The following is a 26,182-nucleotide window of genomic DNA, read 5'->3' as shown; positions in this document are numbered from 1 at the left end:
TGCGCTGGAGCCGGCTGGCCGGCGATGGCTGCCTTGAAATCGCCACCAGACTCAAGGGCCTCATCGCCGGCAAGCCGGCTCCTGCAAGGGGTATGCGCATGCCCAGGAACTGTAATGACCCAAGTCGACTTCTATATATTGCCCAGCGCCGATCCCTCCGCGCGCCTGGACTTTGCCTGCAAACTCACCGAAAAAGCCTGGCGCATGGGCCACCGCATCTACCTGCATTGCAGCGACGCGACCCAACGCGATGAACTCGACGCGCGCCTCTGGCGCTTCAAGGGTGAAAGCTTCGTGCCCCACGGCCCCGCCGAATCCGAACCCGAAGGCCTGATCGTCCTGGGCCTGGGCGACAGCTGTGGCGATCACCATGACCTGCTGGTCAACCTGGACCTGAAAGTACCGCCCTTTGCCAAGGCATTCGCCCGCGTGGCGGAAGTGGTGGTCGAAGATCCGGCTATTCGTCAGGCCGCGCGGGAGAGTTTCCGCTTCTACCGCGAACAGGGCTATCCTTTGCAAGATCACCGGCTACAACGACTTTGAGCACATGATGGACACTCCAAACCCTATAAAAAAAGACGACCACCTGCTGGACGACCTCGAGTCGATCCGTCAGTTGCTGGGTGATGATGACTTGCAACCGCCGCTGCTGACCGAATCGGTCAATGGCGAGGTACAGATTCCGCTGTTGTTCGACATGGTCGGTGGCAAACCTGCCGCACCTGAGCCGGTTGCTGCGCCTGTCGCGCCAGCCGCCCTCGTTGCAGAGCCTGTCGCCGAGAAGTCCCCGGACGCCTTGTTGCTGCACCTGGACAACGAACTGCGCGCCGCCGCGCAATTGATCATGCAAGACGTGATCGACGACTTTGCCCCGCATATCGAGACCGAGATCAAGCGCCGGCTGGATGCGCGCATGGAGCGGCTGATCGCCGCGGCCACAAGCAACTAGCTTCAAGCCTCCAGCTGCAAGTCAGAGCACCGCGATCAACTTGCAGCTTGTCGCTTGTAGCTTGCAGCTGCTCCCCCCCGCTATACTTGTCGGCTTTCCTGAATTAATGCCAACTAGGGTCCCGCCGCGCATGGATAAGACCTACCAACCGCACGCTATTGAAACTTCCTGGTACCAGACCTGGGAGTCCGAGAATTATTTCGCTCCGCAAGGCGCGGGCGATTCCTACACCATCATGATTCCGCCACCGAACGTCACTGGCAGCCTGCACATGGGCCATGGCTTCAACAATGCGATCATGGATGCGTTGATCCGTTTCCGCCGCATGCAGGGCCGCAACACCCTGTGGCAGCCAGGCACCGACCACGCCGGTATCGCCACCCAGATGCTGGTGGAACGCCAACTCGAAGCCACCGGCCAGAACCGTCACGACCTCGGTCGCGAGAAATTCCTCGAGAAGATCTGGGAATGGAAAGACCAGTCCGGCGGCAACATCAGCCGTCAGATCCGTCGCCTGGGTTCGTCCGTCGACTGGAGCCGTGAGCGCTTCACCATGGACGACGGCCTGTCGGAAGCCGTGAAAGAAGCCTTCGTGCGCCTGCATGAAGACGGCCTGATCTACCGCGGCAAGCGCCTGGTCAACTGGGACACCAAGTTGCACACGGCGATTTCCGACCTCGAAGTGGAAAACCACGACGAGAAAGGCTTCCTGTGGAACCTCAAGTACCCGCTGGCCGATGGCGCCAAGACCGCCGAAGGCAACGACTACCTGATCGTCGCCACCACCCGTCCGGAAACCATGCTCGGCGACGCCGCCGTGGCCGTTAACCCGAATGATGAGCGCTACCAGGCTCTGATCGGCAAGTTCGTCGAGCTGCCGCTGGTCGGCCGCCGCATCCCGATCATCGCGGATGATTACTGCGACCCGGAATTCGGCACCGGCTGCGTGAAAATCACCCCGGCCCACGATTTCAACGACTACGAAGTCGGCAAGCGTCACAACCTGCCGCTGCTGAACATCTTCGACAAGAACGCCGCTGTCCTGCCGGCCTGCCAGGTGTTCAACCTCGACGGCACGCTGAACGACACCATCGACGGCAAGATCCCGGCCGAATACGCCGGCCTCGACCGCTTTGAAGCACGCAAGCAGATCGTTGCGGCCTTTGACGCCGCCGGCCTGCTGGTCAGCGTTGACGACCACGGCCTGAAAGTCCCGAAAGGCGACCGCTCCGGTACCGTGATCGAGCCGTGGCTGACCGACCAGTGGTACGTGTCGACCAAGCCGTTGGCTGAGCCGGCCATTGCTGCCGTGGAAGACGGCCGTATCCAGTTCGTGCCCAAGCAGTACGAAAACATGTACTTCTCGTGGATGCGCGACATCCAGGATTGGTGCATCAGCCGTCAGCTGTGGTGGGGCCACCGCATCCCGGCCTGGTACGACGAATCGGGCAAGGTCTATGTCGGCCGCGACGAAGCCGAAGTGCGTGCCAAGCACAACCTGGGGGCTGACATTGCGCTGCAACAGGACAACGACGTCCTGGACACCTGGTTCAGCTCGGGCCTGTGGACCTTCTCCACCCTGGGCTGGCCGCAGCAGACCGAATTCCTGAAGAAATTCCACTCCACCGACGTGCTGGTCACCGGCTTCGACATCATTTTCTTCTGGGTTGCCCGGATGATCATGCTCACCATGCACCTGGTGAAAAACGAGGACGGCACGCCGCAGGTACCGTTCAAGACCGTGTACGTGCACGGCCTGGTGCGTGATGGCCAGGGCCAGAAGATGTCCAAGTCCAAGGGCAACGTCCTGGACCCGCTGGACATCATCGACGGCATCGACCTGGAAACCCTGGTGCAGAAACGCACCTCGGGCCTGATGCAGCCGAAACTGGCGAAGAAGATCGAGAAGCAGACCCGCGACGAATTCGCCGACGGCATCGCCAGCTACGGCACCGATGCCCTGCGCTTCACCTTCTGCTCGCTGGCGTCCACCGGTCGCGACATCAAGTTCGACATGGGCCGCGTCGAAGGCTATCGCAACTTCTGCAACAAGATCTGGAACGCCGCGCGCTACGTGCTGGACAAGGGCGAAGACTGTGGCCAGAACGGCGAAGCCTATGAGCTGAGCCTGGCTGACCGCTGGATCATCTCGCAGCTGCAGCGCACTGAAGCCGAAGTGACCCGCCAACTCGACCAGTTCCGTTTCGACCTGGCCGCACAAGCCTTGTACGAGTTCATCTGGAACCAGTATTGCGACTGGTACCTGGAACTGTCCAAGCCAGTGCTGTGGGACGAAAACGCGCCGGTCGAACGCCAGCGCGGCACCCGTCGCACCCTGGTACGCGTATTGGAAGTGGCGCTGCGCCTGGCGCACCCGTTCATGCCGTTCATCACCGAAGAAATCTGGCAGCGCATCGCGCCGCTGGCCGGCATCGACGGCAAGACCATCATGCTGCAGCCTTGGCCGGTGGCCAATGAAGCACGCATCGATGAAGCCGCCGAAAGCGACATCGAGTGGCTCAAGACCCTGATGCTCGGCACGCGCAACATCCGCGCCGAAATGAACATCGGGCCGGGCAAGCCACTGGCCGTGTTCGTCAAGAACGCCAGCGCCGAAGACCAGCGTCGTCTCACCGAGAACGACGCTCTGCTCAAGAAGCTGGCGAAACTGGAGTCGATCACTGTGTTGGCCGACGGAGCCGAAGCACCACTGTCCGCCACCGCGCTGGTGGGCGACATGGAAGTTCTGGTGCCGATGGCCGGCCTGATCGACAAAGGTGCGGAACTCGCACGTCTCGACAAGGAAATCCTGCGCCTGCAAGGCGAAGTGCAGCGAGTGGGCGGCAAGCTGTCCAACGCGGCATTCGTCGACAAGGCGCCGGCCGAAGTGATCGAGAAGGAACGCGCCAAGCTGGCCGAGGCTGAACAGGCCCTGGGCAAGCTGGCGGAGCAACATGCGCGGATTTCCAGCCTGTAAGGGTGCGAACCGTGTGAAAAAGGGACCTTCGGGTCCCTTTTTTTGCCTTGAAAACCCGACAAATGTAGGCGCTGGCTTGCCGGCGATAGCATCACCTGGGTATGGCGGATGGACCGAGTCGCCAGCATCGCCGGCAAGCCAGCGCCCAGATTTGAACGAGTTGGCCTCAGGATGTGTGACAATGCCCACCACTTTGAGCCAACACCAGAATCAACATGACCGCCCCCAGCACGCCAAAACCTCCGCGCAAGAAGCCTAAAACCGCCACCCCGGCCAAGCCCGTGGTACCGCGCAAAGAGGCCACCCTGCACCCGCGCAACCGCCACACAGGCCGTTACGACTTCCCGGCGCTGATCAAGACCACGCCGGAACTGGCGCAATTCGTGATCATCAACCCGTACGGCAAGGAAAGTATCGACTTCGCCAGCCCGGACGCGGTGCGGGTGTTCAACCGCGCGCTGCTGAAAAGCTTCTATGGCATCCAGCACTGGGACATCCCGGCCGATTACCTGTGCCCACCCGTGCCGGGGCGTGCCGACTACGTGCACTTCCTCGCCGACCTGCTGGCCAGCGGCAATGACGGCAAGATCCCGCGCGGTTCGATCGTCAAGGTGCTGGACATCGGCATGGGCGCCAACTGCGTCTACCCGCTGATTGGCTACATGGAATACCGCTGGAACTTCCTCGGCTCGGAGGTCGACCCTACCGCCGTGGCCGCCGCCAAGGCCATCGTGCAGTCCAACGACCTGAGCAAGGTCATCCAGCTGCGCCAGCAAACCAACCCCAAGCAGATCCTGCTGAACCTGCTGGAGCCGGGTGAGCGCTTTGACCTGACCATGTGCAACCCGCCGTTCCACGCGTCCATGGACGAAGCCACCAAGGGCAGCGAGCGCAAGTGGCGCGCCCTGGGCAAGGCGGATCCCAAGCGCAAGTTGCCGGTACTGAACTTCGGCGGCCAATCGGCGGAGTTGTGGTGTGAAGGCGGCGAGGCGCGGTTTGTGACGCAGCTGATTGCCGAGAGTGCGCATTTTGCCCACAAGGTGTTGTGGTTCAGCACACTGGTGTCAAAAGCGTCGAACTTGCCCGCGATCGAGACAGCCCTGAAAAAAGCCGGCGTGCTGGAAAGCCAGGTGGTGGAAATGTCCCAGGGGCAGAAGCAAAGCCGCTTCGTGGCCTGGACCTTCCAGACCAAGAACGAACAGCAGATCTGGCGCCAGCGCTGGGTTCGCTAGGACCGGCAACAAATCGCAGGCAACAAAAAACCGTGCCCGGATCGCTCCGGAGCACGGTTTTTTTGCTGCGTCTTACTTGTTAACAGCGTCGGTCAGGCCTTTGGCCACAACCAGCTTGATAACTTTCTTGGCAGCGATTTCGATGGCAGCGCCAGTCGAAGGGTTACGGCCAGTACGGGCAGGACGCTCGGTCACTTTCAGTTTGCCAACGCCTGGCAGAGTGATTTCGCCGCCGTTTTCCAGCTGGTCAGCAACAACTTGGCTCAGTTGGTCCAGCAGAGCGCGCACGGTAGTTTTCGGTGCGTCTACTGCTTCAGCCAGGTCAGCGATCAGTTGGTCTTTAGTAATAGCCATTGTGGTGTTCCTTCCCTATCAAATTCATATGGATTGCAGAGTGCAGTGTCAGCCGTCGAGCCTGGCCGTCATGGCCTGGCACCCCCGGCTATAACCACGGAGATCGGGGTTATAGATGCTTGAAACGGGGATTGGTTCGACCTGACAGATGCTGAATGCACGCTTATCGCCGAGACTTGGCGTAAGACGGGGCAAAACTAGCACAGAGACGGGGAAATATCCGCTTCTACCTACCCATTTGGTCAGCTTTATCGCTCTAAACCGTGAAAAAAAGGCATATGCCCCGTCGGAGAGCCTGCAAAATGCCCTTCGACAGGTGTCTTGGCCAATGGGTGCGGTACACTGGGCGACTTTTCGGGGAGGCCAACCGCTCCCCGCTCAACCAGCCGAGAAGCCTATGCCGATCCGTCATTGCATCGTCCACCTGATCGACAAAAAACCCGACGGCACACCCGCAGTTCTCCACGCCCGCGACTCCGAACTCGCCGAGTCGGCCGCCATCGAGAACATGCTTGCCGACCTCAACGAGAGCTACAACGCCAAACAAGGCAAGGCCTGGGGTTTCTTCCATGCCGAGTCCGGCGCGCACCCGTTCAGCGGCTGGTTGAAGGAATATTTCGACGGTGGCCAGGATTTCACCACCTTCAGCCGCACTGCTGTGGAGCACCTGCAAAAACTGATGGAGGAGTCCAACCTGTCCACCGGCGGCCACGTGCTGTTTGCCCACTACCAGCAAGGCATGACCGATTACCTGGCCATCGCCCTGCTGCACCACAGTGAAGGCGTGGCGGTGACCGACGAGCTGGACGTGACCCCCTCGCGCCACCTCGACCTGGGCCAGTTGCACCTGGCGGCGCGCATCAACGTCTCCGAGTGGCAGAACAACAAGCAGTCCAAGCAGTACATCTCGTTTATCAAAGGCAAGAACGGCAAGAAGGTCTCGGAGTACTTCCGCGACTTCATCGGCTGCCAGGAAGGTGTCGACGGCCCAGGTGAGACGCGCACCCTGCTCAAGGCCTTCAGCGACTTCGTCGAAAGCGAAGACTTGCCGGACGAGTCCGCCCGCGAGAAAACCAAGACCCTGGTCGATTACGCCAGCAGCCAGGCCAAGCTCGGCGAGCCGATGGGCCTTGAAGAATTATCGGGTTTGATCGATGAAGATCGGCCAAAGGCGTTCTACGACCACATCCGCAACAAGGACTACGGCCTGTCGCCGGAAATCCCGGCGGATAAGCGCACTCTCAACCAGTTCCGCCGTTTCACCGGACGCGCCGAGGGCCTGTCCATCAGCTTTGAAGCGCACCTGCTGGGCGACAAGATCGAGTACGACGAAGCCGCTGGCACCTTGATCATCAAGGGCCTGCCGACGCAACTGACTGATCAGCTCAAGCGCCGTAACTGATGCTCGGCGGGGTTTTCAAGAAAGTCCTGCTGGTGTTGCTGGTGGTCGTGGTGATCCAGAACTGGGGCAAGATCGAGCGGGTGTTCAACCCTTCGCAGGTGGCGCCCGAACACCTGCGTGAGTCGGCGCAGGTGGTGCTCTACACCACCGAGTGGTGCGGCTACTGCAAGCAGATTCGCCGCTTCCTCGACCAGAAAGCCATTCCCTACCAGGCGTTTGATATCGACAAAGACGCCCAGGCCCGCAAGGCGTATGAGGCGCTGGGCGGCGGCGGAATTCCGTTTGTGGCGGTGAACGGCACGCTGATCCGCGAATACAGCCCCGAGAAAATCATGGCGGCGCTGACTCAGTAATCAGCGCACCACGATCATCCGGCCCAGCAGCTGGTGCTGTTCAAACCCCAGCACCGCCTGCAAGGCATTCAAAACGGCTTGCGGGTCCTTGCTCGGGAAGCTGCCGCTGACGCGCTTGGCGCCCATCTCTTCGTTGAGCAACAGGATGCGGCCTGGGTAGTAGCGGCCCAGATCCTTGAGCACGTCCGCCAGCGGCGCCTTGTAATAATTGAGCCAGCCGTCGCGCCACGCCAGGCGTGACTCGCTGTCGACCGCATGCAGGGGCTCTGCGATGCCATCGGCGTAGGCCACTTGCTGGCCTGCCGTGAGTATTTGCTGCTGGCCCTGCTTCGACGGCGTCACCCCAACCCGCCCCGACAACACCGTCACCTGGGCCCCCGCCGGTTGCAGGCGCACTTCAAACTGCGTGCCCAACACCCGCGCCTCGCCACTGCCCGCCCCCACGACAAACGACTCGCCGGTGTGGGTCACGCGGAAAAATCCTGCGCCCCGACGTAGCTGGATATGCCGCTCGCCGTGGCTGAAATCCACGGCGATGGCGCTGTCGGCATCCAGGGTTACCTGGGATTGATCAGCCAGGGTGACGATTTTCACCTCGCCTGGCGCGGTCACGTAGTCGGCGCCGAAGTCATCGACCCAGCGCGAAGGCTGCCAGCCAGCGCCCATCGACACCATCACCAGCAAGCACGCGGCCATGGCCAGGGCGCCGGACCAGCGCAGCACTCGCGAACGCGTCGGAGCGTTCATCGCATTCAGGTAGCCCTGCAGCGCCAGGGCGTCTTCGTCCGCCAGCTTGCGCGCTGGCACTTCGCTCAGTTCCCACAGGACCTGGGCCTGGGAATAGGCCTCGACGTGCGCGGGGTCGGCGCGCAGCCAGCGGCTGAACGTGGCCTGGTCGCCGCTGCTGGGCTGATCATGCAGCAGGCTCAGCCAGGCGAGAGCGGCCTGTTCCTGGTCGGGCGTGGGGCTGGCGTTCACGGTGCTTTCCCTGGCGTGCGTGGGGGTGAGGGTTCGCGAAGGCTGGCCTTGCAGGCTTCGAGGGCACGCATCATATGTTTTTCCACGGCACTTTGGGACAGGCCCATCGCCTTGGCGATCTGTGCGTATTTGCGGCCATGGATGCGGTTGAGCAGGAAGATCTGTCGGGTGCGCTCCGGCAAGCTGCGCAGCGCGGCCTCGACATGGCGCAGGTCATTACCCGCTTCCAGTGCAGCCTGGGGCTCGCAGCCCTGGTTATCCTGCTGTTCGGGCAACCAGCCCTCGCTGCTGCGCACCCGCGCGCCTTCGCTGCGCAAGTGGTCGATGGCGATGTTGCCAGCGCAGCGCAACAGGTAGGTGCTGAGTTCTTCGACCTGCACCAGCGGCCGGCGCCAGAAACGCAGGAACAAGTCCTGCACCAGGTCGGCCGCTGTCGCACGGCAGCCGACGCGGCGGCTGACCAGGGCTTCCATCTGCGAACGCTGGGACAGGAACACTTGCAGAAAATGCGCACGCCCGCCCGCCGCTTCAGCGTGCTGGCTGTCCTGGGATTCGGGCGGCGTGCTGATCATCATGTCTGGGGCTCAGAGAGTGGCGAAGGCCGCGACGGGGCTGGCCAGCAGTCCGACACCCGCCAGGATCAAGGCCAGCCTTGGCCGATACGGCAACAACAGCACCAGCAAGAGTGCGCTGAGCATCAACACGGCGCACCACTCCACCAAGCCCTGGCCCCAACCGGCGATGCTCACGGCCGGCCAGATCGACACACTCAACAGCAACCAGCCGATCACCCGCAGCCCCACACGCCGTTGCGGCGAAGGCTTGCTGTGGAGCAATTCGCCATGATGACGGTCGGTGGACAGGCACAAGGCAGTGAAACCGGCGTAGCACATCAACAGGGCGAGCAGCATCAGTTCGCCTCGCGCTTGAGGGTCATCGGGCGCGCACGTTCGGCCTTGGCCACGGGCGCGGTGCGGTGTTGCATCTTCCAGGCAGCCCAGCTCAGGAACACGCCGCTGGCCAGGCAGGTCAGGTCGAAACCGGCCATAGCCCAGTCGCCGGTGACCAGGGACACACCCAGGTGGCTGGACGTGGTCAGTGCGTTGAGCACAGGGATGGCAACAAACAGCAGCGCGCCAACGCTCAACTGCTCGACCCAACCCTGGCGGCCGCGACGCAGGATCGCGTGCAACAGACTCAAGCCCCAGGCGATGAAGAAGGTTTGTACTTCCCAGTCGGAGCGTTCGGCGAAGCTCACCGGCAACAGGCGATTGGCCCAGAAAAACGCCGCGATCGCGATCATCAGCCCGGACATGCTGGCCATGTTCAGCACTTCGACCAGGCGCAATTCAAACGGCATGACCGAGACCTTTGCATGCTTGAGCTGGCGCTTGCCCAGCCAGATCACCAGCCCCGTGCCGATCATCGCCGTGCCTGCCAGGCCACAGATAAAGTACAACCAGCGCAGCACCGGGCCGGCGAAATGGCCCATGTGCAGGCCGTAGAAACTGCCGCCGATCACCGCCGGCAGCGACTGCTCGCCGCTCACCCGCAGCAGTTCGCCGGTGCTGCCGTTGAACGACACGGTGCTGCCGAAATCATGGACCACGCGGTCGGAGCCGGCGCGGAACACATTCACCGATGCGTTGACATCACCGGGGTTATTCACCGCCAACCGCCCGACATGACCGCCCGCCCACTGCGCCCGCGCTTGCTCGTACATCGGCACCAGCGGCAGCAGTTTGGCGGGCTGGCCCAGCGCGGGCGCATTGTTGGAGGCCGGGAACACCTCATTGAAAAAGGCACGGGTGTCATTGCCATAGGAGGCCAGGATCGGCGCCGGCATGACCAGGCTCATGAAAATCACCAGGCTGCTGTAGGTGATCATCAAGTGGAACGGCAGCACCAGCACCCCGACCGCATTGTGCCCGTCGAGCCAGGAGCGCTGGCCTTTGCGGGGGCGGAAGGTGAAGAAGTCCTTGAAGATTTTCTTGTGGGTGATGATGCCGGTGATCAACGCGACAAACATCACCATCGCGGCAATCGTCGACAGCCAGCGTCCCCAGGGATGAGGCATCTGCAGCTGGAAATGGAAACGATAGAAGAACTCGCCGCCCATGCTTTCGCGGGCCTGCACCGCCTGGCCGCTGACCGGGTCGAGGGTTTTCTGGATGAAGTTGCCACGCTTGCCGGGGTCGACCTTGTCTTGCCACATCACCGAAAGGCCGGGGTCACGGCTGTCGGGCAAGGTGATGAACCAGCGCGCGGCGGACGGCGCCACCTGCTGCAGGTAGGTTTGCGCGACGCTCAGGCTGCGGGCATCGTCCAGCGGATGCGCCTGCACTTCAGGCTGCATCCAGTGGCTGATCTCATCCTTGAAATACGACAGGGTGCCGGTCAGGAAGATCGCGAACAGCAACCAGCCAAAGATCAAGCCGGCCCAGGTGTGCAGCCAGGCCATGGCCTGGCGAAATCCCTCTTTCATGTGCGTGTCATCCAGAACCCCACACCCGCCAGGGTGGCAAACGCCGCACTCGGCAACATCACGCCGAACCAGGCGCGCGCGGCACTGCGACAGGCGAAACACCAGAGCACCGCCAGCAGATAGAACACAAATGAACTCATCATCCCGGTGATCACCGCATCGGCGCGGCTGGTGGGCATCCACAGCGCCAGGCAGATACTGGCGAGCGAAGCCATCAGGTAGCCGCCGACCACGGCAGCCAGCACGCGGGAGGTCACGGCAAGACGATAAGAGACAGGCAGCGAGGTTTTGCTTTTCATGCGGGAGGCGCCAGGTTCATCAGCGCGCAATATTAATGATAAATATTCTCATAAGCAAAACAGAACGGATGAATCACCTGCCCAGGCCGATTGCCGAAGCCGTTCTTGCGCCCTACAATGCGAACAATTCTTGTTCTCTAACGTGCATGGGTGCTTGTGGAGTGTCTTCGTTGAGCCCGTCCCACACCGTCGAAGTGTTGTACCACGACCATCACCACTGGCTCACCGGCTGGTTGCGACGCAAGCTCGGCTGCCCGGAAAGCGCCGCCGACCTGGCACAAGATACGTTCATCCGCGTGCTGACCGCCCGGGAAGCCCCCACGCTGATCGAACCGCGCGCATTCCTCACCACCGTCGCCAAGCGCGTGCTGTTCAATTTCTACCGCCGCCAGGACCTTGAGCGCGCCTACCTCGATGCACTGGCACAAATGCCTGAGCACGTGGCGCCGTCGGAAGAAGAACGCGCGATCATCCTGCAGACCCTGATTGAACTGGACCAGTTGCTCGACGGCCTGCCCGTGCAGGTCAAGCGTGCATTCCTGCTGGCGCAGCTCGACGGCCTCACCTACGCACAAATCGGCGCGGAGCTGGGCATCTCCATCGCCACCGTCAAGCGCCACCTGAATAAAGCAGCGATGCGCTGCTACTTCGCCCTATGAACTTCTCGACCCAGGTTGCCGAACAAGCCGTGCACTGGCTGATGGAAATGCAGCAAGGCGCACTCAACCCGCGCCAGCAGGCGGCCTGGCAGCATTGGCTGAATTCCCACAGCGAACACCAGCGCGCGTGGGACCATATCCAGCGCGTCAACCAGCGCCTGCGCGGCATGCCCTCGCCATTGGCGCACGCAGCGTTGAACGCGCCGACGTCCACCAGCCGGCGCCAGGCACTGAAGTTGCTGTTGATCCTGGGGGCCGGTTCGGCGGCGGCCTGGAGTCTGCGCCAGCAACATATCCTGCCACCGCTGACGGCCGATTACCGCAGCCCCGTCGGCCAGCGGCGCAAGGTGCAATTGGCCGATGGCAGTCAGTTGCAGCTCAATACCGGCAGCGCGGTGGATGTACATTTCGATGGCCAGCAACGGCTGATCCGCCTGCTCGAAGGCGAGATCCTGCTGACGGGCATCGCCGGCGCGACGCCGCTGCACGTGCTGACCGGCCAGGGCCTGCTCAGCAGCCAGGCAGCGCGCCTGAATGTGCGCCAGTTCAACGACCACACCCAAGTGGCGGTCTTCAGCGGGCGCGTCGAGGTGATGCCCAATCACTACAGCGGCCTGCCGCTGACGGTCGAGGCCGCGCGCCAGGTCAACTTTACCCGCAAGGGTTGGGACACCCCGCGCGCCACCGACGCCAACAGCGGTGCCTGGGCCGATGGCATGCTGATGGCCGCGCACATGCGCCTGGAGGACTTCCTCGCCGAACTGGGCCGCTACCGCCGTGGCCAGGTCAACTGTGACCCGCAAGTCGCCAATTTGCTGATTTCCGGCAGCTACCCGCTGGACGACAGCGAGCGCATTCTCGACCTGCTCGAAGTCAGCCTGCCGGTGAAAGTGCGGCGTTTTACCCGCTATTGGGTGACCGTGCAGGCACGCGCCTGAAATTATTTTCAATCCCAGTGAGCCGTTTTCCACACCTCGCGTGACAGAGAAGGAAAGCCACCTTGATCCTTCCTTCTCAGGACCGCTCGTCATGCCCCAGCAACCCACCCTTCTCGCCCGCACCCTGCGCCAACTCCTGCTCGGCGCCAGCCTCGGCCTGACCGTGCTGCCACCGGTAATGGCCGCTGACGCCAAGCCCTACCACATCGCCCCGGCGTCGCTGGAAGCGGCACTGAACCAGTTTGGTCGCGAAGCCGGCGTGCTGATTTCCTTCGGTTCCGAAGTCACCGCGGGCATGCAGAGTCGTGGGTTGTCAGGCAATTACGGCGCCGCTGATGGCCTGCAGAAACTCCTCGAAGGCACCGGCCTGCAAGCGCGTGCCGAAGGCGACAATGCCTACAGCCTGCAACCGGCCAACGCCCCGGCCAGCATTGAACTGGGCACCTCCAGCGTGGTGGGCGACTGGCTCGGCGATGCGGCGCAGACCAACGTATTCGAACATCCCGGCGCCCGCGACGTGATCCGTCGCGAAGAATTCGAACGCCAGGGCGCGACCCAGGCCCGTGATGTGCTCAACCGTATTCCCGGCGTCAATGCTCCGGAAAACAACGGCACCGGCAGCCATGACATGGCGCTGAACTTCGGCATTCGTGGCCTCAACCCGCGCCTGGCCTCGCGTTCGACCGTGCTGATGGACGGCATCCCGGTGCCATTCGCGCCGTATGGCCAGCCGCAACTTTCGTTTGCACCGATCAGCATGGGCAACATGGACGCGGTGGACGTGGTGCGCGGCGGCGGCGCCGTGCGCTATGGCCCGCAGAACGTCGGCGGCGTGGTCAACTTCGTGACCCGCGCGATTCCCGACGCGCCAACCGTCAAAGGAGGCCTGCAGACTGAAACCAGCCCGTCCTCCAGCCACGACGGGTTCAAGACCACCGGCAATTTGCTCGCCGGCGGCACTGCCGACAACGGCCTCGGCGGCGCGATCCTCTACTCCGGGACCCGTGGCGGCGACTGGCGCGAGAACAGCAACACGCGCATTGACGACCTGATTCTCAAAGGCAAATACCAGCTCGACGACGCCAACAGCTTCAACGCCATGGCGCAATACTACGAAGGCCAGGCCGATATGCCTGGGGGGTTGAACGTCAAGGACTACAAGGCCGACCCATACCAATCCACCCGTCCCTACGACAAGTTCTGGGGCCGGCGCACCATGTTCAATGCCGGCTACCGCTACCAGGAAGATCGCCGCGAATTCACCGCCAACACCTTCTTCACCACCACCTTGCGCAACGGCTACCTGGACCAGGGCAACTTCCTCTCGCTGTCGCCACGCGAATACTGGGTGCGCGGCCTGGAAACGCGCTTCGCCCAAGGCTTCGACCTCGGCCCGACCAGCCACGAAGTGGGCATCGGCTACCGCTACATCAACGAAGCCGGCCACGAATTGCGCTACCGCACACCGATCGCCGCCAACCAGCAGATCCCCACCACCGACAGCCGCAACGACCGCGACACCCGCGGCAGCACCGAGGCCAACGCACTGTTCCTCGATGACCGGATTGATATCGGCAAGTGGACCATCACCCCGGGCGTGCGCTACGAAATGATCAAGTCCGAGCAGACCGATCACATCAACAACCTGAACTACAAAGGTGACTACAACACCGCACTGCCGGCGTTGAACGTGCTCTATCACCTCACCGACAGCTGGAACCTCTACGCCAACACCGAAGGTTCGTTCGGCAGCGTGCAATACAGTCAGATGGCCAAGCGCGTGCCCAAGGGCGAAGTGCAACCGGAAAAGGCCCGCACCTGGGAACTCGGTACCCGCTACGACGACGGCACCTTGCGTGCAGAGATCGGCGCGTTCCTGATCAACTTCGACAACCAGTATGAAAGCAACCAGACCGATGACTCGGTGATCGCCCGTGGCGAAACCCGCCACCAGGGCATCGAGACCAGCGTCAACTATGCACTCGACGGCCTGAGCCCGGCGCTGGCGGGGTTTGATGTGTACGCCACCTATGCCTATGTCGACGCCACCATCCGCGAAGACGGCCCGAACAAAGGCAACCGCGTGCCCTTCTCGTCCAAGCACAAAGGCACCCTCGGCGTGGGCTACACCGAAGGCCGCTGGAAGCTCAACCTGGACAGCAGCTTCCAGAGCAGCCAGTTCGCCGACAACGCCAACACCGAGACCGAAAGCGCCAACGGTGCCACCGGTCGCATCCCCGGCTACATGCTGTTCAGCGGCCGCGCGGCGTATGACTTCGGCCCGCAACTATCGGACTTGAACGTGGCCGTCGGAGTGAAAAACATCTTCAACACCCAGTATTTCACCCGTTCGTTCGACGACAATAACAAGGGCAAGTATGTCGGCGAGCCGCGTACGGTATACGTGCAAACGTCTATCGCGTTCTGACTGCCGTCAGAGAGCAAAGCCCACGCGGGCTTCCCGTGGCAAGCAGGCTTACTGTGGAGAGCAGGCTTAATGTGGCAAGCAGGCTTACTGTGGAGAGCAGGCTTAATGTGGCAAGCACGCTTCCTGTGGCGAGCATGCCTCCTGTGGCGAGCGGGCTTGCCCCGCGTTGGGTTGCGAAGCAACCCCAAAAAGCCCTGACACCTAACTCCCCGCCAAACAACTAGGCGTCGCAGCAACCAAGGCATCAATGGCACAACGCGTCTTGGCCGGCATATGCGCCGCCGTCGGCCAAATCACATGGATCGGCGCAGGCTGGTCGCGATAGCTCGGCAAAACCGCCTCCAGTTGCCCACGCAAAACATAGTGGGCAATCAACCAACTCGGCAACCAGGCCAGGCCCACGCCCGCGATCGCGGCATCGGCCACGGCCTGGAGGTCGTCCATCATCAACGGCGAGGCCACCCGCGCACGGTGCGCGCGCCCTTGCGCATCCTTCAACTCCCATTCCAGGCGTGGAGCACTGCAGCGGTAAGCAATACCGCGATGCCCCGCCAAATCCTCGATGCACTCGATCCGGCCGCTGCGCTGCAAATACGCAGATGACGCCGCCAGGCCGATGGCCTGTTCGCCCAGGCGGCGAGCACTCAAGCGATCAGTGTCGGGCAGCGGGCCAATACGCACCGCCAGGTCAAAACCCTCCTGGATCACATCGATCAGCCGATCCGAGAACGAAATCTCGATCTCCAGCTCAGCAAACCGGTCCATCAACCGCCACAGCGCAGGTGCGGCATAGTGGTGCCCGAACGCCAGCGGCAGGCTCGCGCGCAGGCGTCCGCGTGGCTGCTGCCGACCGCTCTCCAGCACCGACTCGGCGGCCTCCAGCTCCGCCAGCGCGCGCAGGCAATGCTCGTAATAGGCCTGGCCGTCCTCGGTCAGCCGCTGGCGGCGCGTGGAACGCTGCAGCAAACACGTGCCCAGGCGCGCCTCCAATCGCGCCAGCCCTTTGCCGACCGCGGAGCGCGTGAGGTTAAGCCGCTCGGCGGCTTCGGTCAGGTTGCCGCTTTCGACGATCTGTAGAAACAGCTCGACGCCATCAAAACGCGGAGTGGCCATGATTCGATTGTCGCTCTTGATTCCCTGATAAGAAGAAAACTTATCACGAATAAAGAAACAGATTCCCCTGAAAATGACCCGATTGCCATCGACAGGAGAATCCCATGCCACCCGCCGCTACGTTATCCGCCGCCACGCCTGCGCTTACCGCCAGGAACGGCCTAGCCCTCACCGCCGTGTGCCTCGTCGCCCTCATGTTCGGCCTGGAGATTTCCAGTGTGCCCGTCATCCTCCCGACGCTTGAACGAGAGCTGGGCACCGGCTTTCAGGATGCTCAATGGATCATGAATGCCTACACCCTGGCCTGCACCAGTGTACTGATGGCTGCGGGCACGCTGGCCGACCGCTTCGGGCGGCGGCGCATGCTGGTGCTATGTCTATGGGTGTTCGGCCTGGCATCGCTGGCCTGTGGATTGGCCGATCATGCGCCGACACTGATCGCGGCACGTTTCGTACAAGGCGTGGGCGCCGGAGCGATGATGATCTGCCAGTTCGCGATTCTTTCGCACCTGTTCCGCGAGCCGGCGGCACGGGCGCGGGCGTTTGCGATATGGGGCGTGATTGCCGGCATCGGCCTGGGTTTCGGGCCGATGGTGGGCGCGTTGATCCTGGCGATCGCGGATTGGCGCTGGGTCTTCCTCGTGCATGTGCCGCTGACGGTGTTCACCCTGGCGCTGCTGCACATCAGCGTGCAGGAATCCCGCGATCCGGCGGCCGATCGCCTGGACATCGCCGGCATGCTCACGTTGACGCTGTCGGTCTTCGCGCTGGTGTACTTCATTACCCAGGGCACCGAGCAAGGCTTCGGCACGGCGCCCATGCTCGGCTGGGCCGGGTTGGCGATCGGCGGGTTACTGCTGTTCATCGTGGTCGAGCGCCGCAGTGCGCAGCCGATGTTCGATTTCTCGGTGTTTCGAATCCAGCGTTTCAACGGCGCGCTGATGGGCTCCATCGGCATGAACTTCAGCTTCTGGCCGTTCATGATCTACCTGCCGCTCTACTTCCAGGCCGGCCTCGGCTACGACATCTTGACCACCGGCGGCGCCCTGCTCGCCTACACCTTGCCCACCTTGCTGGTGCCGCCGCTCGCCGAGCGCCTGGCGCTGCGCTACGGTGCCGAGCGCATTATCCCGCTGGGGTTGGGCCTGATGGGTGCAGGCTTCCTGGCCATGGCCACCGCGAATGGAACCGGGCATCCGAGCCTCTCCTGGATGCTGGCCAGTTGTGTGATCGCCGGCGTGGGCCTGGCGTTGACCAACTCACCGACCACCAACACCACCACTGGCGCGGTCTCGGCTGATCGCGCGGGCATGGCATCGGGCATCGACCTGAGTGCACGCCTGATTACCCTGGCGCTCAACATCGCGTTGATGGGGCTGGTGCTGTTGTTGGGGATCAGCCATTACCTGGCCGAAGTATTGCCCGCCACCACGGCCTCACAGTGGCCGGCCCTCAGCCAGGAGATTGCGGCAGGCAAACTGGAAGTGCCCGGGCTGGCAATCTCCCAGGCACAGGCGGGGCTGCGCCAAGGGGCGGGATGGGCGATGCTTTTTGCCGGCTTGGGGGCTGGCGTCCTGGCACTGCTCAGCGGGTATTTCTTCCGACGCGGCCGCTAAACGAAAACGGGCCTGCATGTGCAGGCCCGTTTCAGTCGGAGGGTAAAAACCTTCAGCGATCAGCTGTTAAACACGGCACGTTCTTTTTCCAGAAACTCCTGTTCAAGCTCATCTTCATTCACTTTGGTGTCCGACAGACTTTTCCCGGCAGCGCGGGGCTTGCCTTGCAGTTTGCCGAATAAATGTTCCAACGCATGGTCCAGCTTGGTCGCAGCGCCGTCGATCGCCTGCTCCAAGGTATCGGCCTTGTGCAGCACCGACAGCGGTTGATGGCCTTTTGGCCGCGCTTCCAGGCGGCAACTCAGATCGTGGGGACCGGGCTTGTCGCCGTTCTCATCCCGCAGGTAGACCTCGACACGGGTCAGGTCTTCTTCATAACGTTCGAGCGTGCTTTCAATGGTATTACGTACCCACTCCTCCAGTCGGATGCTGCTTTCAATATGGTTATCGCTATTGACTTGGATTTGCATAGTTCTTCCCTTATTTCAGCTAGCTCGCGAGAGGTCACAACTGCAACACCGGTGTGGTGAAACCATGACCTCTTGATTACACAATTGAGCAGTCAGCAGAACAATTCAACCCCTTTGCAAAGATAAATCACACATTACAAATTAACTCTGACTACGAGCAAAAACGCTGGTAGGGTGGGGAGTTAGTTACATCTTCTTACGCCCGACAATCCTCATAATTGCCCCTCTCCCAACGGGTGCAAGCTGCGAAAAATCCCTGCTTCCTCCACCAGCCAGTCATGCACTGCCCGCACGCCCGGATGGCTCAGCGCGCCCGGTGCATACAGCAGCACGTAGCGTTTATGGTTGGGCACGGCCAGGCCGAACGGCACGATCAAGGTGCCGCGCTCCAACTCATCGTTGAGCAAGGTGCGCCGCGCGATGGCCACGCCCATGCCGGCGATGGCGGCCTCGATGGTCAGGTGATTGCGGTTGAAGGTGTGCCCGCGCCGTACGTCGGCGTGGTGATAGCCGATGGCATTCAGGTAAAACTCCCACTCGGCGTACTCATAACTCCCACGCCACGCGGTAATGTCATGCAGCAACGGGAAATGCACCAGGTCAGCCGGCCCATGCAACGGCGGACGGCCGCGCAGCAGGCTGGGGGCGCACACCGGGAAAATCTGTTCATCCAGCAAGGCTGTGGATAACAGGCCGGGGTAGCTGCCGTCGTTCAGGTCGATCGCCAGGTCGAAATCGCCCTCGTGCAGCGCAATGCTGCTGTCTTCGGCAACCATGCGCAGCTGGATATCCGGGAACCGCTGCTGCAGGCGGGGCAAGCGCGGCGTCAGCCATTTGCCGAGAAACGAGGGGATCGAACGCAGGCGCAAGGTGCCGCTGATCATCCCCGCATCCAGGCGCTGCAACTCGGCATCAATGCTGCCGTAGGCCTCCCCCACCGTGGTCGCCAGCCGTTGACCTTCTGCGCTCAACTCCACGCCGCGCGCGCGCCGATGGAACAGGCGGAAACCCAGGCGCTCTTCCAACTGGCGAATCTGCTGGCTCACCGCCCCCGGCGTGATGTGCAGTTCCTCGGCGCAACGGGTGAACGACAAATGCCGCGCCGCGCAGGAAAAAACGTGCAACCAGACATACGTCTGGCCATGAAGGGGCCGGGTCATAGGGTTTAGTCCTGCTAAAGGGTGTCTTAGGATAATTCGTTGGTCAGTGCCGTTCCAGAGGCTCAGTATCGCGCCAATTGCGCTCGTCCTACAAAACATGGCAGCGATTCCTACTCCATTGCTTGTAAGGCTTTAGCATGGCTATCAGTGTTTTCGATCTATTCAAGGTGGGCATCGGCCCGTCCAGTTCCCATACCGTCGGCCCGATGCGCGCTGCGGCGACGTTTGCCCAGGCCCTCATCGACCAACAGCTACTCAGCGAAACCCGTCGCGTCGAAGTGCGCTTGTACGGCTCGCTGTCGGCGACCGGCGTGGGCCACGCCACCGACCGCGCCTGCGTGATGGGGCTGATGGGCGAATGGCCAGACCAGATCGACCCCACCTCCATCAACGCCCGTATCCAGCAACTGCGCGAGAGCGGCCGGCTGCTGCTCGCCGGCCAGCAGGACATCGACTTCAACTGGCACGGCGACCTGTTGCTGCTCGACGAAAGCCTGCCCTACCACCCCAACGCCATGTCCCTGCATGCCTACGGCGACAATGGCCTGCTGAGCGAGCAAACCTATTACTCGGTGGGCGGCGGTTTCATCATCGAAGCCGCTGAAGCGGCTTCGGGCATTGCGCCGACCAGTGACGTGGAATTGCCCTACGACTTTTCCAGCGCTGTCGAACTGCTAGCCCTGTGCAAACAGCACGGGCTGCGGGTTTCGGAACTGATGATGGCCAACGAGCGCGCGTGGCGCAGTGACGAGGAGATCCGCAGCGGACTGCTGCATATCTGGTCGGTGATGCGCGAATGCGTCGAGCAGGGTTTGCGCGATGAAGGCATCTTGCCCGGCGGCCTGGACGTGCCGCGCCGCGCTGCGAAATTGCACCGCAGCCTGCTGGAAATCGGTAAACCGAATGTGATCACTTCGACCTTGTCGGCGATGGAATGGGTCAACCTGTTCGCCCTCGCCGTCAACGAAGAAAACGCCGCCGGCGGGCGCATGGTTACCGCGCCGACCAATGGCGCGGCCGGCATCATCCCGGCGGTGCTGCATTACTACATGAAGTTCAACCCCGACGCGTCTGACGACGACGTGGTCAATTTCTTCCTGGCCGCGGCCGCCGTCGGCATCCTCTGCAAGAAAAACGCCTCGATCTCCGGCGCCGAAGTCGGTTGCCAAGGCGAAGTCGGCTCGGCCTGTGCCATGGCCGCCGCCGGCTTGGCCGATGTGCTGGGCGCCACGCCCGAGCAACTGGAAAACGCCGCCGAAATTGGCCTGGAGCACAACCTCGGCCTGACCTGCGACCCGGTCGGTGGCCTGGTACAGGTGCCGTGCATCGAGCGCAACGCCATCGCGGCAGTCAAGGCGATCAATGCCACGCAGATGGCCCTGCGCGGTGACGGCAAACACTTCATTTCCCTCGACCGGGTGATCCGCACCATGCGCGATACCGGCGCCGATATGCATGACAAATACAAAGAAACTTCACGGGGCGGCCTGGCCGTGAACTGGGTGGAGTGCTGAGGAGCATTCCCTGACCGCCCCAACGTGAGCCCGCGCAAAAATAATAACGAGGCAATAACGATGACCGATGTACGTACACCTGCTGCCGAAAATCCCGCTGTAGACCTGACGACCCCCGTTGCAAAAGGCTGGAACAAACACGACACCACCTGGATGCTTGGCCTCTACGGCACCGCCATCGGCGCGGGCACCCTGTTCCTGCCGATCAATGCCGGCGTCGGCGGGTTCTGGCCGCTGATCGTGCTGGCACTGCTGGCCTTCCCGATGACCTTCTTCGCCCACCGTGGGCTGACGCGCTTTGTGCTGTCGGGCAAATCCGGTGACATCACCGAAGTCGTCGAAGAGCATTTCGGCGTGGGTGCGGGCAAGCTGATCACCCTGCTGTATTTCTTCGCGATCTTCCCGATCCTGCTGGTGTACAGCGTGGCGCTGACCAACACCCTCGGCAGCTTCATGGAACATCAACTGCACATGGCGCCGCCGCCCCGGGCGATCCTGTCGCTGGTGCTGATCCTCGGCCTGATGGCCATCGTGCGCTGCGGCCAGGGTGTGATCGTCAAGGCCATGAGCGTGCTGGTCTACCCGTTCGTCGCCGCCCTGCTGTTGCTGGCCGTGAGCCTGATCCCCAACTGGAACGGCGCATTCTTCGCCTCCGCCGGCGACGGCATGCCGCTGCCGATGTTCTTCAAGACCTTGTGGCTGGCAATCCCGGTGATGGTGTTTTCGTTCAACCACTCGCCGATCATCTCCGCCTTTGCCGTCGACCAGAAACGCGTGTACGGCGCGCAGGCCGAGCGCAAGAGCAGCGGCATCCTGGCCACAGCCCACGGCATGATGGTGCTGACCGTGATGTTCTTCTGCTTCAGTTGCGTGCTGGCGCTGTCGCCGGCTGACCTGGCGGCCGCCAAGGCCCAGAACATCTCGATCCTGTCGTACCTGGCCAACCACTTCCAGACGCCGGTCATTGCCTATGCCGCGCCGTTGATCGCGCTGGTAGCGATTACCAAATCCTTCCTGGGCCACTACATCGGCGCCAGCGAAGGCTTCCAGGGGTTGATCGTCAAATCCCTGCGCGGGCGCAACCGTTCGATGTCGTCCAAAGGACTGGAGCGCTGCACCGCGCTGTTCATGGTGCTGACCTGCTGGGCCGTGGCGACGTTCAACCCGAGCATCCTCGGCATGATCGAGACGCTGGGCGGGCCGATCATCGCGTGCCTGCTGTTCCTGATGCCGATGTACGCGATCCGCCGCGTGCCATCCCTGCGCCAGTACTCGGGCCAACTGTCGAACGTGTTTGTGGTGGTGATCGGGTTGATTGCGCTGTCTGCGATCGTTTTCTCGGTACTGCCCTGAAATAGCCCACAGACCTGAAGATCAACCCAAGATAAATGTGGGAGCGGGCTTGCTCGTGAATGCACTCCTTCAGCTGAGTATTTATTAGCTGAAAGAGCGCATTCGCGGGCAAGCCCGCTCCCACATCCAGGCCCCACAGGCTGGGAAGTCGCTGTACGGCACGCCCCTTGCTGTACAGCTCATGAGGCAAACGGAATTTGTACACCCTCAGCGACGGAGTGGCCGGTGGTCAGGCAATGCGAACTAATCCAGACACCGGTCGTCAATGACTGCATGTTCTTATCAGGCGGTAACGCACCATGGACAATCCTTTTCAGATCATCACCGACACTTTCACCCCCCAGTACCGCGTCAACCTGAGCATCCAGCGGCTGGATGGCAGCATCATGCTCACCCTCTCGGATGACACCGGCGTCGTCGCCAAGCGCATGATCAGCGCCGAACAGCGCAACGACCCGCAACGCCTCAAACGCCTGGTGCAAAGCATCCAATTCGGAATCGCCATCGAGCAGGGCCACAGCGCCATGGAAATCCTGGCGGTGATGACCGACGGCGACAGCCACAAACTGTTGCAACGGCCACCGACCCGCGCCCTGCCCTTCAGCGTCGGGCTTTAAAGCTCGCCCTTCTCGGTTTCCAGGCTCGTCTCGCCCTTGCGACGCGGGCCTTCGACCTTCACCGACGGGAAGGCCGACGAGGCATAGCGCACCACCAGAATCGCGAACGCCAACAGCAGAATCCCGCCGCACAGGTAGATGATGCCGATATCGGGCGGGTTGTGGTGCGACACGTTGGAGATCAGCAGGCGCGTCAGCGCGGTGATCGCCACGTAGATCAGGAAGCGCACCGGCATGTGGTTGGTCTTGAAGTAGATCCCAACCATCGCCCCCAATTCCAGGTAGATGAACAACAGCAAGATGTCATCGATCTTGATGTGCCCGGTTTCCAGCATCCCCAGAAACTCCATCACCGCTGCCCAGGCGGTCACTGCACCAATGGCGAACAGCGCCAGGTAGTGGAACGACTCGACAAACAGATTGCCCAGGGACTCAGCCAGCCCATGGACGTTCTGGCGCAGCTTTTCGGCCCAGTTGATTTTCACGATGATGCTTCCTTAGGTCGACTCGACCGGATAATGCGGGTTGGACGTGACGGTTGTTCTGCATGCAGAAAAAAGGCCAGAGGCAGGTATAAGATGATGGCGGGGTGACATGAGGCACGCTCAACCTGTATTTACGGGCTAGATTAAAAAACTGCTACCCAAACCCCGTGGTTTGGCTTACCCTTTTCGCTGTATATAAATACAGTAGTCGCAAAAGACAACTATCGTGAAGGCATGTGAGGTGGTGAATGGCCGTCGAAGTGGTATACCGCAGCAGCCGAGATCTGGAGCGTTTGTTCATGGATAAAGCCGAAGCTGACCGTCATGACAAGATGCTTGAACTCGCTGAGTTGCTGGCAGAAGTGTTGCAAAAAGCCGTGCCGTCGCTGAGCGAGCAGCAGGTTGAAGAAGCCGGGATCTACATGGCGAAGAACCGCGATGTATTTGCCAAGGCGTTCAAGAGCCAACCGGACGCGCTGTCCGAATTGCTCAACGCGCCGGCGGAATAAAGCCCGAATTGAACAGGCCCTGAATCATGGATTCAGGGCCTTTTTAATACCCGGCCTATTTGTACAGCAGGCGCTCGGCCAGCTCATCCGCGACCCGTGCAGGCGAGCGTTTTTCGGCCTGGGCGTGGGCGAAGATTTCGGTAAGGCGCGTGCCGATGTTGGACAGGTGCGCGGTGATGGTCGGCAACTCGGCGCCGCCGTGCTTGAGAGCGACGTAGATCAGGCCGCCGGAATTGATCACGTAGTCCGGGGCGTAGAGGATGCCGCGCCCTTCCAACTGGTCGGCCACTTGCAGGTTGGTGAGTTGCGCACTGGCGGAGCCGGCCACGGCGGCGCAGCGCAATTGGCCAACGCTGTGCCGATTGAACACCGCACCCACACCGCAAGGGGCAAGGATGTCGCAGGGCGTGCTGAGCAAGGCGTCATTGGCGATAGGATGCGCACCCAATTGCTCCATGGCCAGTTGCACCTTGCCATGGTCGATGTCGCTGACCAGCAGTTCGGCGCCGGCGGCGTGCAGCTGTTCGGCCAGGGCATAACCCACATTGCCCAGGCCCTGCACCGCTACGCGCAGGCCTTCGAGGTTGTCGCTGCCCAGGCGGGCCATGGCGGTGGTGCGAATGCCGGTGAATACACCCATGGCGGCATGCGGAGCCGGGTCGCCTGCCGCCGTGGTGCTGGTGACGAAGCGCGTGTGTTGGGCGATGCAATCCATATCGGCCACTGATGTGCCACTGTCGATCGAGGTGATGAAGCGGCCGTCGAGTTTTTCGATGCAACGGCCAAAGGCTTCAAACAAGGCGGCGCGGCTTTCCACGTGCACGGGGCGGATGATTACCGCCGTCCCGCCGCCCACCGCCAGCCCGGCCAGGGCAGCCTTGTAGCTCATGCCCTGGGCCAGGCGCGCGGCATCGGCCACGGCGCTTTCGTCGTCGGGGTAGGCAAGGTAGCGGCAGCCGCCCAGGGCAGGGCCCAGGCGGCTGTTGTGAATGGCGATGACCGCCTTCAACCCCGTCACCGGGTCGATGCTCAGGTGCAGCGATTCAAGGCGGGTGCTGTGCATGAGAGCAAACATCGTCGAGCTCCCGAATCACTCTTTGTAGTCGCCAAGTATAGGCTTGCGGCAGAAAACTGCCGAAGTACGCTGGAATAAGCCGCCCGGTTTTACGGGACTTGCGACATAAGCACGGAGGATATTTTCTAAGCCACTGGACGAAAATTCCCAGCAAGGCTAAAACGGGAGGGCATCCGCCGGAGAATGCAATGAACCCCCGCACAGCCTTTTTCGCCTGCCTGGAACGTTCACCCCCTGCGCTGTTTGAAGCCGCGCTGTGGATTGCTGCCGAGCATGACCCGGCGGTGCAGCCGTTGGTGATCCTGCAGGAGCTGGGGTTGCTGCAACAACAGGTGAGCCTGGGCATGCCAATGTTGCCGGCCGATGAACTGGGTCAACCACTGCTGCGGCGAATGAATGACCTCGGATTCGCCCAGGATGACTTCACCCCCCTGCGCCCCGCCGCCGCCCTGCTGGACAAGGTCCTGCAGCGCAAGCGCGGACAGCCGCTGGCCATGGGGTTGATTGCGATGGAGCTGGCGCGACGCCTGGACATCCCCATGGTCGGCGTCAACTTTCCGGGCCACTTCCTGCTGCGGGTGCCCGGCGCCGATCACCTGCTGGACCCTTGCGGCGGTCGGCGCCTGTACCCCAATGATTGCCGCGAACTGTTGCAACGCCAATACGGCCCCAACCTCAAGTTGCAGGCCGACCATCTGCACACCGCCGGACCGCGCTCGATCCTGCAGCGCCTGTCGCGCAACTTGCGCCAGCTGCACCTTTCCAATGACAACCCGTTGTCCGCCCTGATCGACGCCGAGCGCGTGCTGGAACTGGGCAATGCGAGTGCCGCCGACTACCTCGCCCGTGCCAGCCTGTATCAGCGCCTGGACTGCCCGAACGCCGAGCGTTTTGACCTGGAACACGCACTGCTGCTCAGTGAAGATCCGATCCAGCGCCTGCGCCTGACGGAGCGCCTGGGACACTTGCCGCCGAATACAGTGGTGCATTGACGCTGCCGGATCCGTTGGTGGTGAGTTCTGGGTGGGGGTGGGGCTCTGGCAGGGACTGTGGCTGTATCAATGATTGTGGTGAGCGGGCTTGTTGTGGCGAGCATGCTTATTGTGGTGAGCGGGCTTGCCCCGCGTTGGGCTGCGCAGCAGCCCCCTCAAAAACCCATGCGGAGTGTCAGATATACCCCAGCGTCAGGTTTTAGGGCGGCTTCGCCGCCCAACGC

The 26,182-nt window shown here is 62.1% G+C and carries 26 protein-coding genes; 15 read left to right on the top strand and 11 right to left on the bottom strand.

Annotated features, from left to right (window positions below; all coding sequences use genetic code 11):
• Nucleotides 1-114: 114 nt before the first annotated feature.
• The 4 genes from QMX97_RS25410 (at nt 115) to rlmF (ending at nt 5,158) form a co-directional block, all read left to right on the top strand.
• Nucleotides 115-543, top strand: a complete 429-nt coding sequence (locus QMX97_RS25410; protein WP_106805068.1) for a DNA polymerase III subunit chi — start codon at nt 115-117, stop codon at nt 541-543.
• A 7-nt stretch (nt 544-550) separates the two neighbouring features.
• Nucleotides 551-949 (top strand): DNA polymerase III subunit chi, encoded by a 399-nt coding sequence (locus QMX97_RS25405; protein ID WP_282397815.1) that lies wholly within the window; start codon nt 551-553, stop codon nt 947-949.
• A gap of 130 nt (nt 950-1,079) precedes the next feature.
• The gene (locus tag QMX97_RS25400; protein ID WP_282397814.1) at nt 1,080-3,926 is read left to right on the top strand and encodes a valine--tRNA ligase; all 2,847 of its coding nucleotides are present in this window, start codon (nt 1,080-1,082) and stop codon (nt 3,924-3,926) included.
• Nucleotides 3,927-4,141: 215 nt separating this feature from the next.
• Nucleotides 4,142-5,158 (top strand): 23S rRNA (adenine(1618)-N(6))-methyltransferase RlmF, encoded by a 1,017-nt coding sequence (gene rlmF / locus QMX97_RS25395; RefSeq protein WP_065906937.1) that lies wholly within the window; start codon nt 4,142-4,144, stop codon nt 5,156-5,158.
• A 72-nt stretch (nt 5,159-5,230) separates the two neighbouring features.
• Here the strand turns inward: rlmF and QMX97_RS25390 are convergent, their stop codons facing one another.
• A complete protein-coding gene (locus QMX97_RS25390; protein WP_003188840.1) occupies nt 5,231-5,512 on the bottom strand; it encodes an HU family DNA-binding protein in 282 nt (93 codons plus the stop codon).
• Nucleotides 5,513-5,909: 397 nt separating this feature from the next.
• Here QMX97_RS25390 and yejK point away from each other — a divergent pair, with 397 nt between their 5' ends.
• Together yejK and QMX97_RS25380 are read left to right on the top strand one after the other, a co-directional pair.
• A complete protein-coding gene (gene yejK / locus QMX97_RS25385) occupies nt 5,910-6,914 on the top strand; it encodes a nucleoid-associated protein YejK (RefSeq protein WP_010212893.1) in 1,005 nt (334 codons plus the stop codon).
• Nucleotides 6,914-7,267, top strand: coding sequence for a glutaredoxin family protein (locus tag QMX97_RS25380; RefSeq protein WP_213552962.1), 354 nt, complete (start codon nt 6,914-6,916; stop codon nt 7,265-7,267). The genes yejK and QMX97_RS25380 overlap by 1 nt, the downstream gene beginning before the upstream one ends.
• Here the strand turns inward: QMX97_RS25380 and QMX97_RS25375 are convergent, their stop codons facing one another.
• The 5 genes from QMX97_RS25375 to QMX97_RS25355 are packed head-to-tail and all read right to left on the bottom strand — an operon-like array spanning nt 7,268 to nt 11,029.
• A complete protein-coding gene (locus QMX97_RS25375) occupies nt 7,268-8,245 on the bottom strand; it encodes a FecR family protein (RefSeq protein WP_282397813.1) in 978 nt (325 codons plus the stop codon). It lies immediately after the preceding gene.
• Nucleotides 8,242-8,820 (bottom strand): RNA polymerase sigma factor, encoded by a 579-nt coding sequence (locus QMX97_RS25370; protein WP_120447694.1) that lies wholly within the window; start codon nt 8,818-8,820, stop codon nt 8,242-8,244. Before QMX97_RS25370 ends, QMX97_RS25375 begins: the two co-directional genes overlap by 4 nt.
• 9 nt (nt 8,821-8,829) lie before the next feature.
• A complete protein-coding gene (locus tag QMX97_RS25365) occupies nt 8,830-9,156 on the bottom strand; it encodes a DUF3325 domain-containing protein (RefSeq protein WP_282397812.1) in 327 nt (108 codons plus the stop codon).
• Nucleotides 9,156-10,730, bottom strand: coding sequence for a PepSY-associated TM helix domain-containing protein (locus QMX97_RS25360; protein WP_282397811.1), 1,575 nt, complete (start codon nt 10,728-10,730; stop codon nt 9,156-9,158). Before QMX97_RS25360 ends, QMX97_RS25365 begins: the two co-directional genes overlap by 1 nt.
• Complete coding sequence (locus tag QMX97_RS25355; protein WP_065906949.1) at nt 10,727-11,029, bottom strand: DUF3649 domain-containing protein; 303 nt, start codon at nt 11,027-11,029, stop codon at nt 10,727-10,729. Before QMX97_RS25355 ends, QMX97_RS25360 begins: the two co-directional genes overlap by 4 nt.
• A gap of 170 nt (nt 11,030-11,199) precedes the next feature.
• Here QMX97_RS25355 and QMX97_RS25350 point away from each other — a divergent pair, with 170 nt between their 5' ends.
• The 3 genes from QMX97_RS25350 to fecA all read left to right on the top strand — a co-directional run bounded on the left by QMX97_RS25350 (nt 11,200) and on the right by fecA (nt 15,054).
• The gene (locus QMX97_RS25350) at nt 11,200-11,688 is read left to right on the top strand and encodes a sigma-70 family RNA polymerase sigma factor (protein WP_120447691.1); all 489 of its coding nucleotides are present in this window, start codon (nt 11,200-11,202) and stop codon (nt 11,686-11,688) included.
• A complete protein-coding gene (locus QMX97_RS25345) occupies nt 11,685-12,626 on the top strand; it encodes a FecR family protein (protein WP_282397810.1) in 942 nt (313 codons plus the stop codon). Before QMX97_RS25350 ends, QMX97_RS25345 begins: the two co-directional genes overlap by 4 nt.
• Before the next feature lie 91 nt (nt 12,627-12,717).
• Entirely contained in the window at nt 12,718-15,054 is a 2,337-nt protein-coding gene (gene fecA, locus QMX97_RS25340; RefSeq protein ID WP_120447689.1) for a TonB-dependent Fe(3+) dicitrate receptor FecA, read from the top strand.
• Between the two features lie 201 nt (nt 15,055-15,255).
• Here fecA and QMX97_RS25335 read toward each other — a convergent pair whose 3' ends face one another.
• Complete coding sequence (locus QMX97_RS25335; RefSeq protein ID WP_282397809.1) at nt 15,256-16,167, bottom strand: LysR family transcriptional regulator; 912 nt, start codon at nt 16,165-16,167, stop codon at nt 15,256-15,258.
• A gap of 104 nt (nt 16,168-16,271) precedes the next feature.
• Here QMX97_RS25335 and QMX97_RS25330 point away from each other — a divergent pair, with 104 nt between their 5' ends.
• A complete protein-coding gene (locus QMX97_RS25330) occupies nt 16,272-17,783 on the top strand; it encodes an MFS transporter (RefSeq protein WP_282397808.1) in 1,512 nt (503 codons plus the stop codon).
• Between the two features lie 59 nt (nt 17,784-17,842).
• On the opposite strand, the gene QMX97_RS25325 is transcribed toward QMX97_RS25330, so the two are convergent.
• Nucleotides 17,843-18,253 (bottom strand): HPF/RaiA family ribosome-associated protein, encoded by a 411-nt coding sequence (locus QMX97_RS25325; RefSeq protein ID WP_065906958.1) that lies wholly within the window; start codon nt 18,251-18,253, stop codon nt 17,843-17,845.
• A 212-nt stretch (nt 18,254-18,465) separates the two neighbouring features.
• The gene (locus QMX97_RS25320; RefSeq protein WP_065906960.1) at nt 18,466-19,413 is read right to left on the bottom strand and encodes a LysR substrate-binding domain-containing protein; all 948 of its coding nucleotides are present in this window, start codon (nt 19,411-19,413) and stop codon (nt 18,466-18,468) included.
• A 137-nt stretch (nt 19,414-19,550) separates the two neighbouring features.
• Here QMX97_RS25320 and QMX97_RS25315 point away from each other — a divergent pair, with 137 nt between their 5' ends.
• The 3 genes from QMX97_RS25315 (at nt 19,551) to QMX97_RS25305 (ending at nt 22,897) form a co-directional block, all read left to right on the top strand.
• The gene (locus QMX97_RS25315; RefSeq protein ID WP_282397807.1) at nt 19,551-20,927 is read left to right on the top strand and encodes an L-serine ammonia-lyase; all 1,377 of its coding nucleotides are present in this window, start codon (nt 19,551-19,553) and stop codon (nt 20,925-20,927) included.
• A gap of 60 nt (nt 20,928-20,987) precedes the next feature.
• A complete protein-coding gene (locus tag QMX97_RS25310) occupies nt 20,988-22,280 on the top strand; it encodes a serine/threonine transporter (protein ID WP_282397806.1) in 1,293 nt (430 codons plus the stop codon).
• A 299-nt stretch (nt 22,281-22,579) separates the two neighbouring features.
• Nucleotides 22,580-22,897, top strand: coding sequence for a DUF3509 domain-containing protein (locus QMX97_RS25305; protein ID WP_065906965.1), 318 nt, complete (start codon nt 22,580-22,582; stop codon nt 22,895-22,897).
• Here QMX97_RS25305 and QMX97_RS25300 read toward each other — a convergent pair.
• Nucleotides 22,894-23,382, bottom strand: a complete 489-nt coding sequence (locus QMX97_RS25300) for a phosphate-starvation-inducible PsiE family protein (protein WP_065906966.1) — start codon at nt 23,380-23,382, stop codon at nt 22,894-22,896. The genes QMX97_RS25305 and QMX97_RS25300 overlap by 4 nt on opposite strands.
• 248 nt (nt 23,383-23,630) lie before the next feature.
• Between QMX97_RS25300 and QMX97_RS25295 the strand changes: the two genes are divergently transcribed.
• Nucleotides 23,631-23,891 (top strand): YebG family protein, encoded by a 261-nt coding sequence (locus QMX97_RS25295; RefSeq protein ID WP_012722374.1) that lies wholly within the window; start codon nt 23,631-23,633, stop codon nt 23,889-23,891.
• Nucleotides 23,892-23,946: 55 nt separating this feature from the next.
• On the opposite strand, the gene QMX97_RS25290 is transcribed toward QMX97_RS25295, so the two are convergent.
• Complete coding sequence (locus QMX97_RS25290) at nt 23,947-24,966, bottom strand: Glu/Leu/Phe/Val dehydrogenase dimerization domain-containing protein (RefSeq protein WP_065906967.1); 1,020 nt, start codon at nt 24,964-24,966, stop codon at nt 23,947-23,949.
• A gap of 188 nt (nt 24,967-25,154) precedes the next feature.
• Here QMX97_RS25290 and QMX97_RS25285 point away from each other — a divergent pair, with 188 nt between their 5' ends.
• Entirely contained in the window at nt 25,155-25,958 is an 804-nt protein-coding gene (locus tag QMX97_RS25285) for a tetratricopeptide repeat protein (protein WP_282397805.1), read from the top strand.
• Nucleotides 25,959-26,182: the final 224 nt, after the last annotated feature.

This window comes from Pseudomonas sp. PS01298 (genome assembly GCF_029959745.1).
Lineage (GTDB): Bacteria > Pseudomonadota > Gammaproteobacteria > Pseudomonadales > Pseudomonadaceae > Aquipseudomonas > Aquipseudomonas aylmerensis.
The sequence above is the reverse complement of the archived record's forward strand: the minus strand, read 5'-3'. Positions and strand labels throughout refer to the sequence as shown.

Bases quoted from the DNA above. Each gene is read 5' to 3' on its own strand.
- QMX97_RS25290 (WP_065906967.1), bottom strand. From the start codon at position 24,966: ATGTTTGCTCTCATGCACAGCACCCGCCTTGAATCGCTGCACCTGAGC.
- QMX97_RS25285 (WP_282397805.1), top strand. From the start codon at position 25,155: ATGAACCCCCGCACAGCCTTTTTCGCCTGCCTGGAACGTTCACCCCCT.
- QMX97_RS25390 (WP_003188840.1), bottom strand. From the start codon at position 5,512: ATGGCTATTACTAAAGACCAACTGATCGCTGACCTGGCTGAAGCAGTA.
- QMX97_RS25365 (WP_282397812.1), bottom strand. From the start codon at position 9,156: ATGCTGCTCGCCCTGTTGATGTGCTACGCCGGTTTCACTGCCTTGTGC.
- QMX97_RS25380 (WP_213552962.1), top strand. From the start codon at position 6,914: ATGCTCGGCGGGGTTTTCAAGAAAGTCCTGCTGGTGTTGCTGGTGGTC.
- yejK (WP_010212893.1), top strand. From the start codon at position 5,910: ATGCCGATCCGTCATTGCATCGTCCACCTGATCGACAAAAAACCCGAC.
- QMX97_RS25400 (WP_282397814.1), top strand. From the start codon at position 1,080: ATGGATAAGACCTACCAACCGCACGCTATTGAAACTTCCTGGTACCAG.
- QMX97_RS25305 (WP_065906965.1), top strand. From the start codon at position 22,580: ATGGACAATCCTTTTCAGATCATCACCGACACTTTCACCCCCCAGTAC.
- QMX97_RS25410 (WP_106805068.1), top strand. From the start codon at position 115: ATGACCCAAGTCGACTTCTATATATTGCCCAGCGCCGATCCCTCCGCG.
- QMX97_RS25310 (WP_282397806.1), top strand. From the start codon at position 20,988: ATGACCGATGTACGTACACCTGCTGCCGAAAATCCCGCTGTAGACCTG.
- QMX97_RS25330 (WP_282397808.1), top strand. From the start codon at position 16,272: ATGCCACCCGCCGCTACGTTATCCGCCGCCACGCCTGCGCTTACCGCC.
- QMX97_RS25360 (WP_282397811.1), bottom strand. From the start codon at position 10,730: ATGAAAGAGGGATTTCGCCAGGCCATGGCCTGGCTGCACACCTGGGCC.
- QMX97_RS25335 (WP_282397809.1), bottom strand. From the start codon at position 16,167: ATGGCCACTCCGCGTTTTGATGGCGTCGAGCTGTTTCTACAGATCGTC.
- fecA (WP_120447689.1), top strand. From the start codon at position 12,718: ATGCCCCAGCAACCCACCCTTCTCGCCCGCACCCTGCGCCAACTCCTG.
- QMX97_RS25325 (WP_065906958.1), bottom strand. From the start codon at position 18,253: ATGCAAATCCAAGTCAATAGCGATAACCATATTGAAAGCAGCATCCGA.
- QMX97_RS25345 (WP_282397810.1), top strand. From the start codon at position 11,685: ATGAACTTCTCGACCCAGGTTGCCGAACAAGCCGTGCACTGGCTGATG.
- rlmF (WP_065906937.1), top strand. From the start codon at position 4,142: ATGACCGCCCCCAGCACGCCAAAACCTCCGCGCAAGAAGCCTAAAACC.
- QMX97_RS25370 (WP_120447694.1), bottom strand. From the start codon at position 8,820: ATGATGATCAGCACGCCGCCCGAATCCCAGGACAGCCAGCACGCTGAA.
- QMX97_RS25405 (WP_282397815.1), top strand. From the start codon at position 551: ATGGACACTCCAAACCCTATAAAAAAAGACGACCACCTGCTGGACGAC.
- QMX97_RS25355 (WP_065906949.1), bottom strand. From the start codon at position 11,029: ATGAAAAGCAAAACCTCGCTGCCTGTCTCTTATCGTCTTGCCGTGACC.
- QMX97_RS25295 (WP_012722374.1), top strand. From the start codon at position 23,631: ATGGCCGTCGAAGTGGTATACCGCAGCAGCCGAGATCTGGAGCGTTTG.
- QMX97_RS25315 (WP_282397807.1), top strand. From the start codon at position 19,551: ATGGCTATCAGTGTTTTCGATCTATTCAAGGTGGGCATCGGCCCGTCC.
- QMX97_RS25320 (WP_065906960.1), bottom strand. From the start codon at position 19,413: ATGACCCGGCCCCTTCATGGCCAGACGTATGTCTGGTTGCACGTTTTT.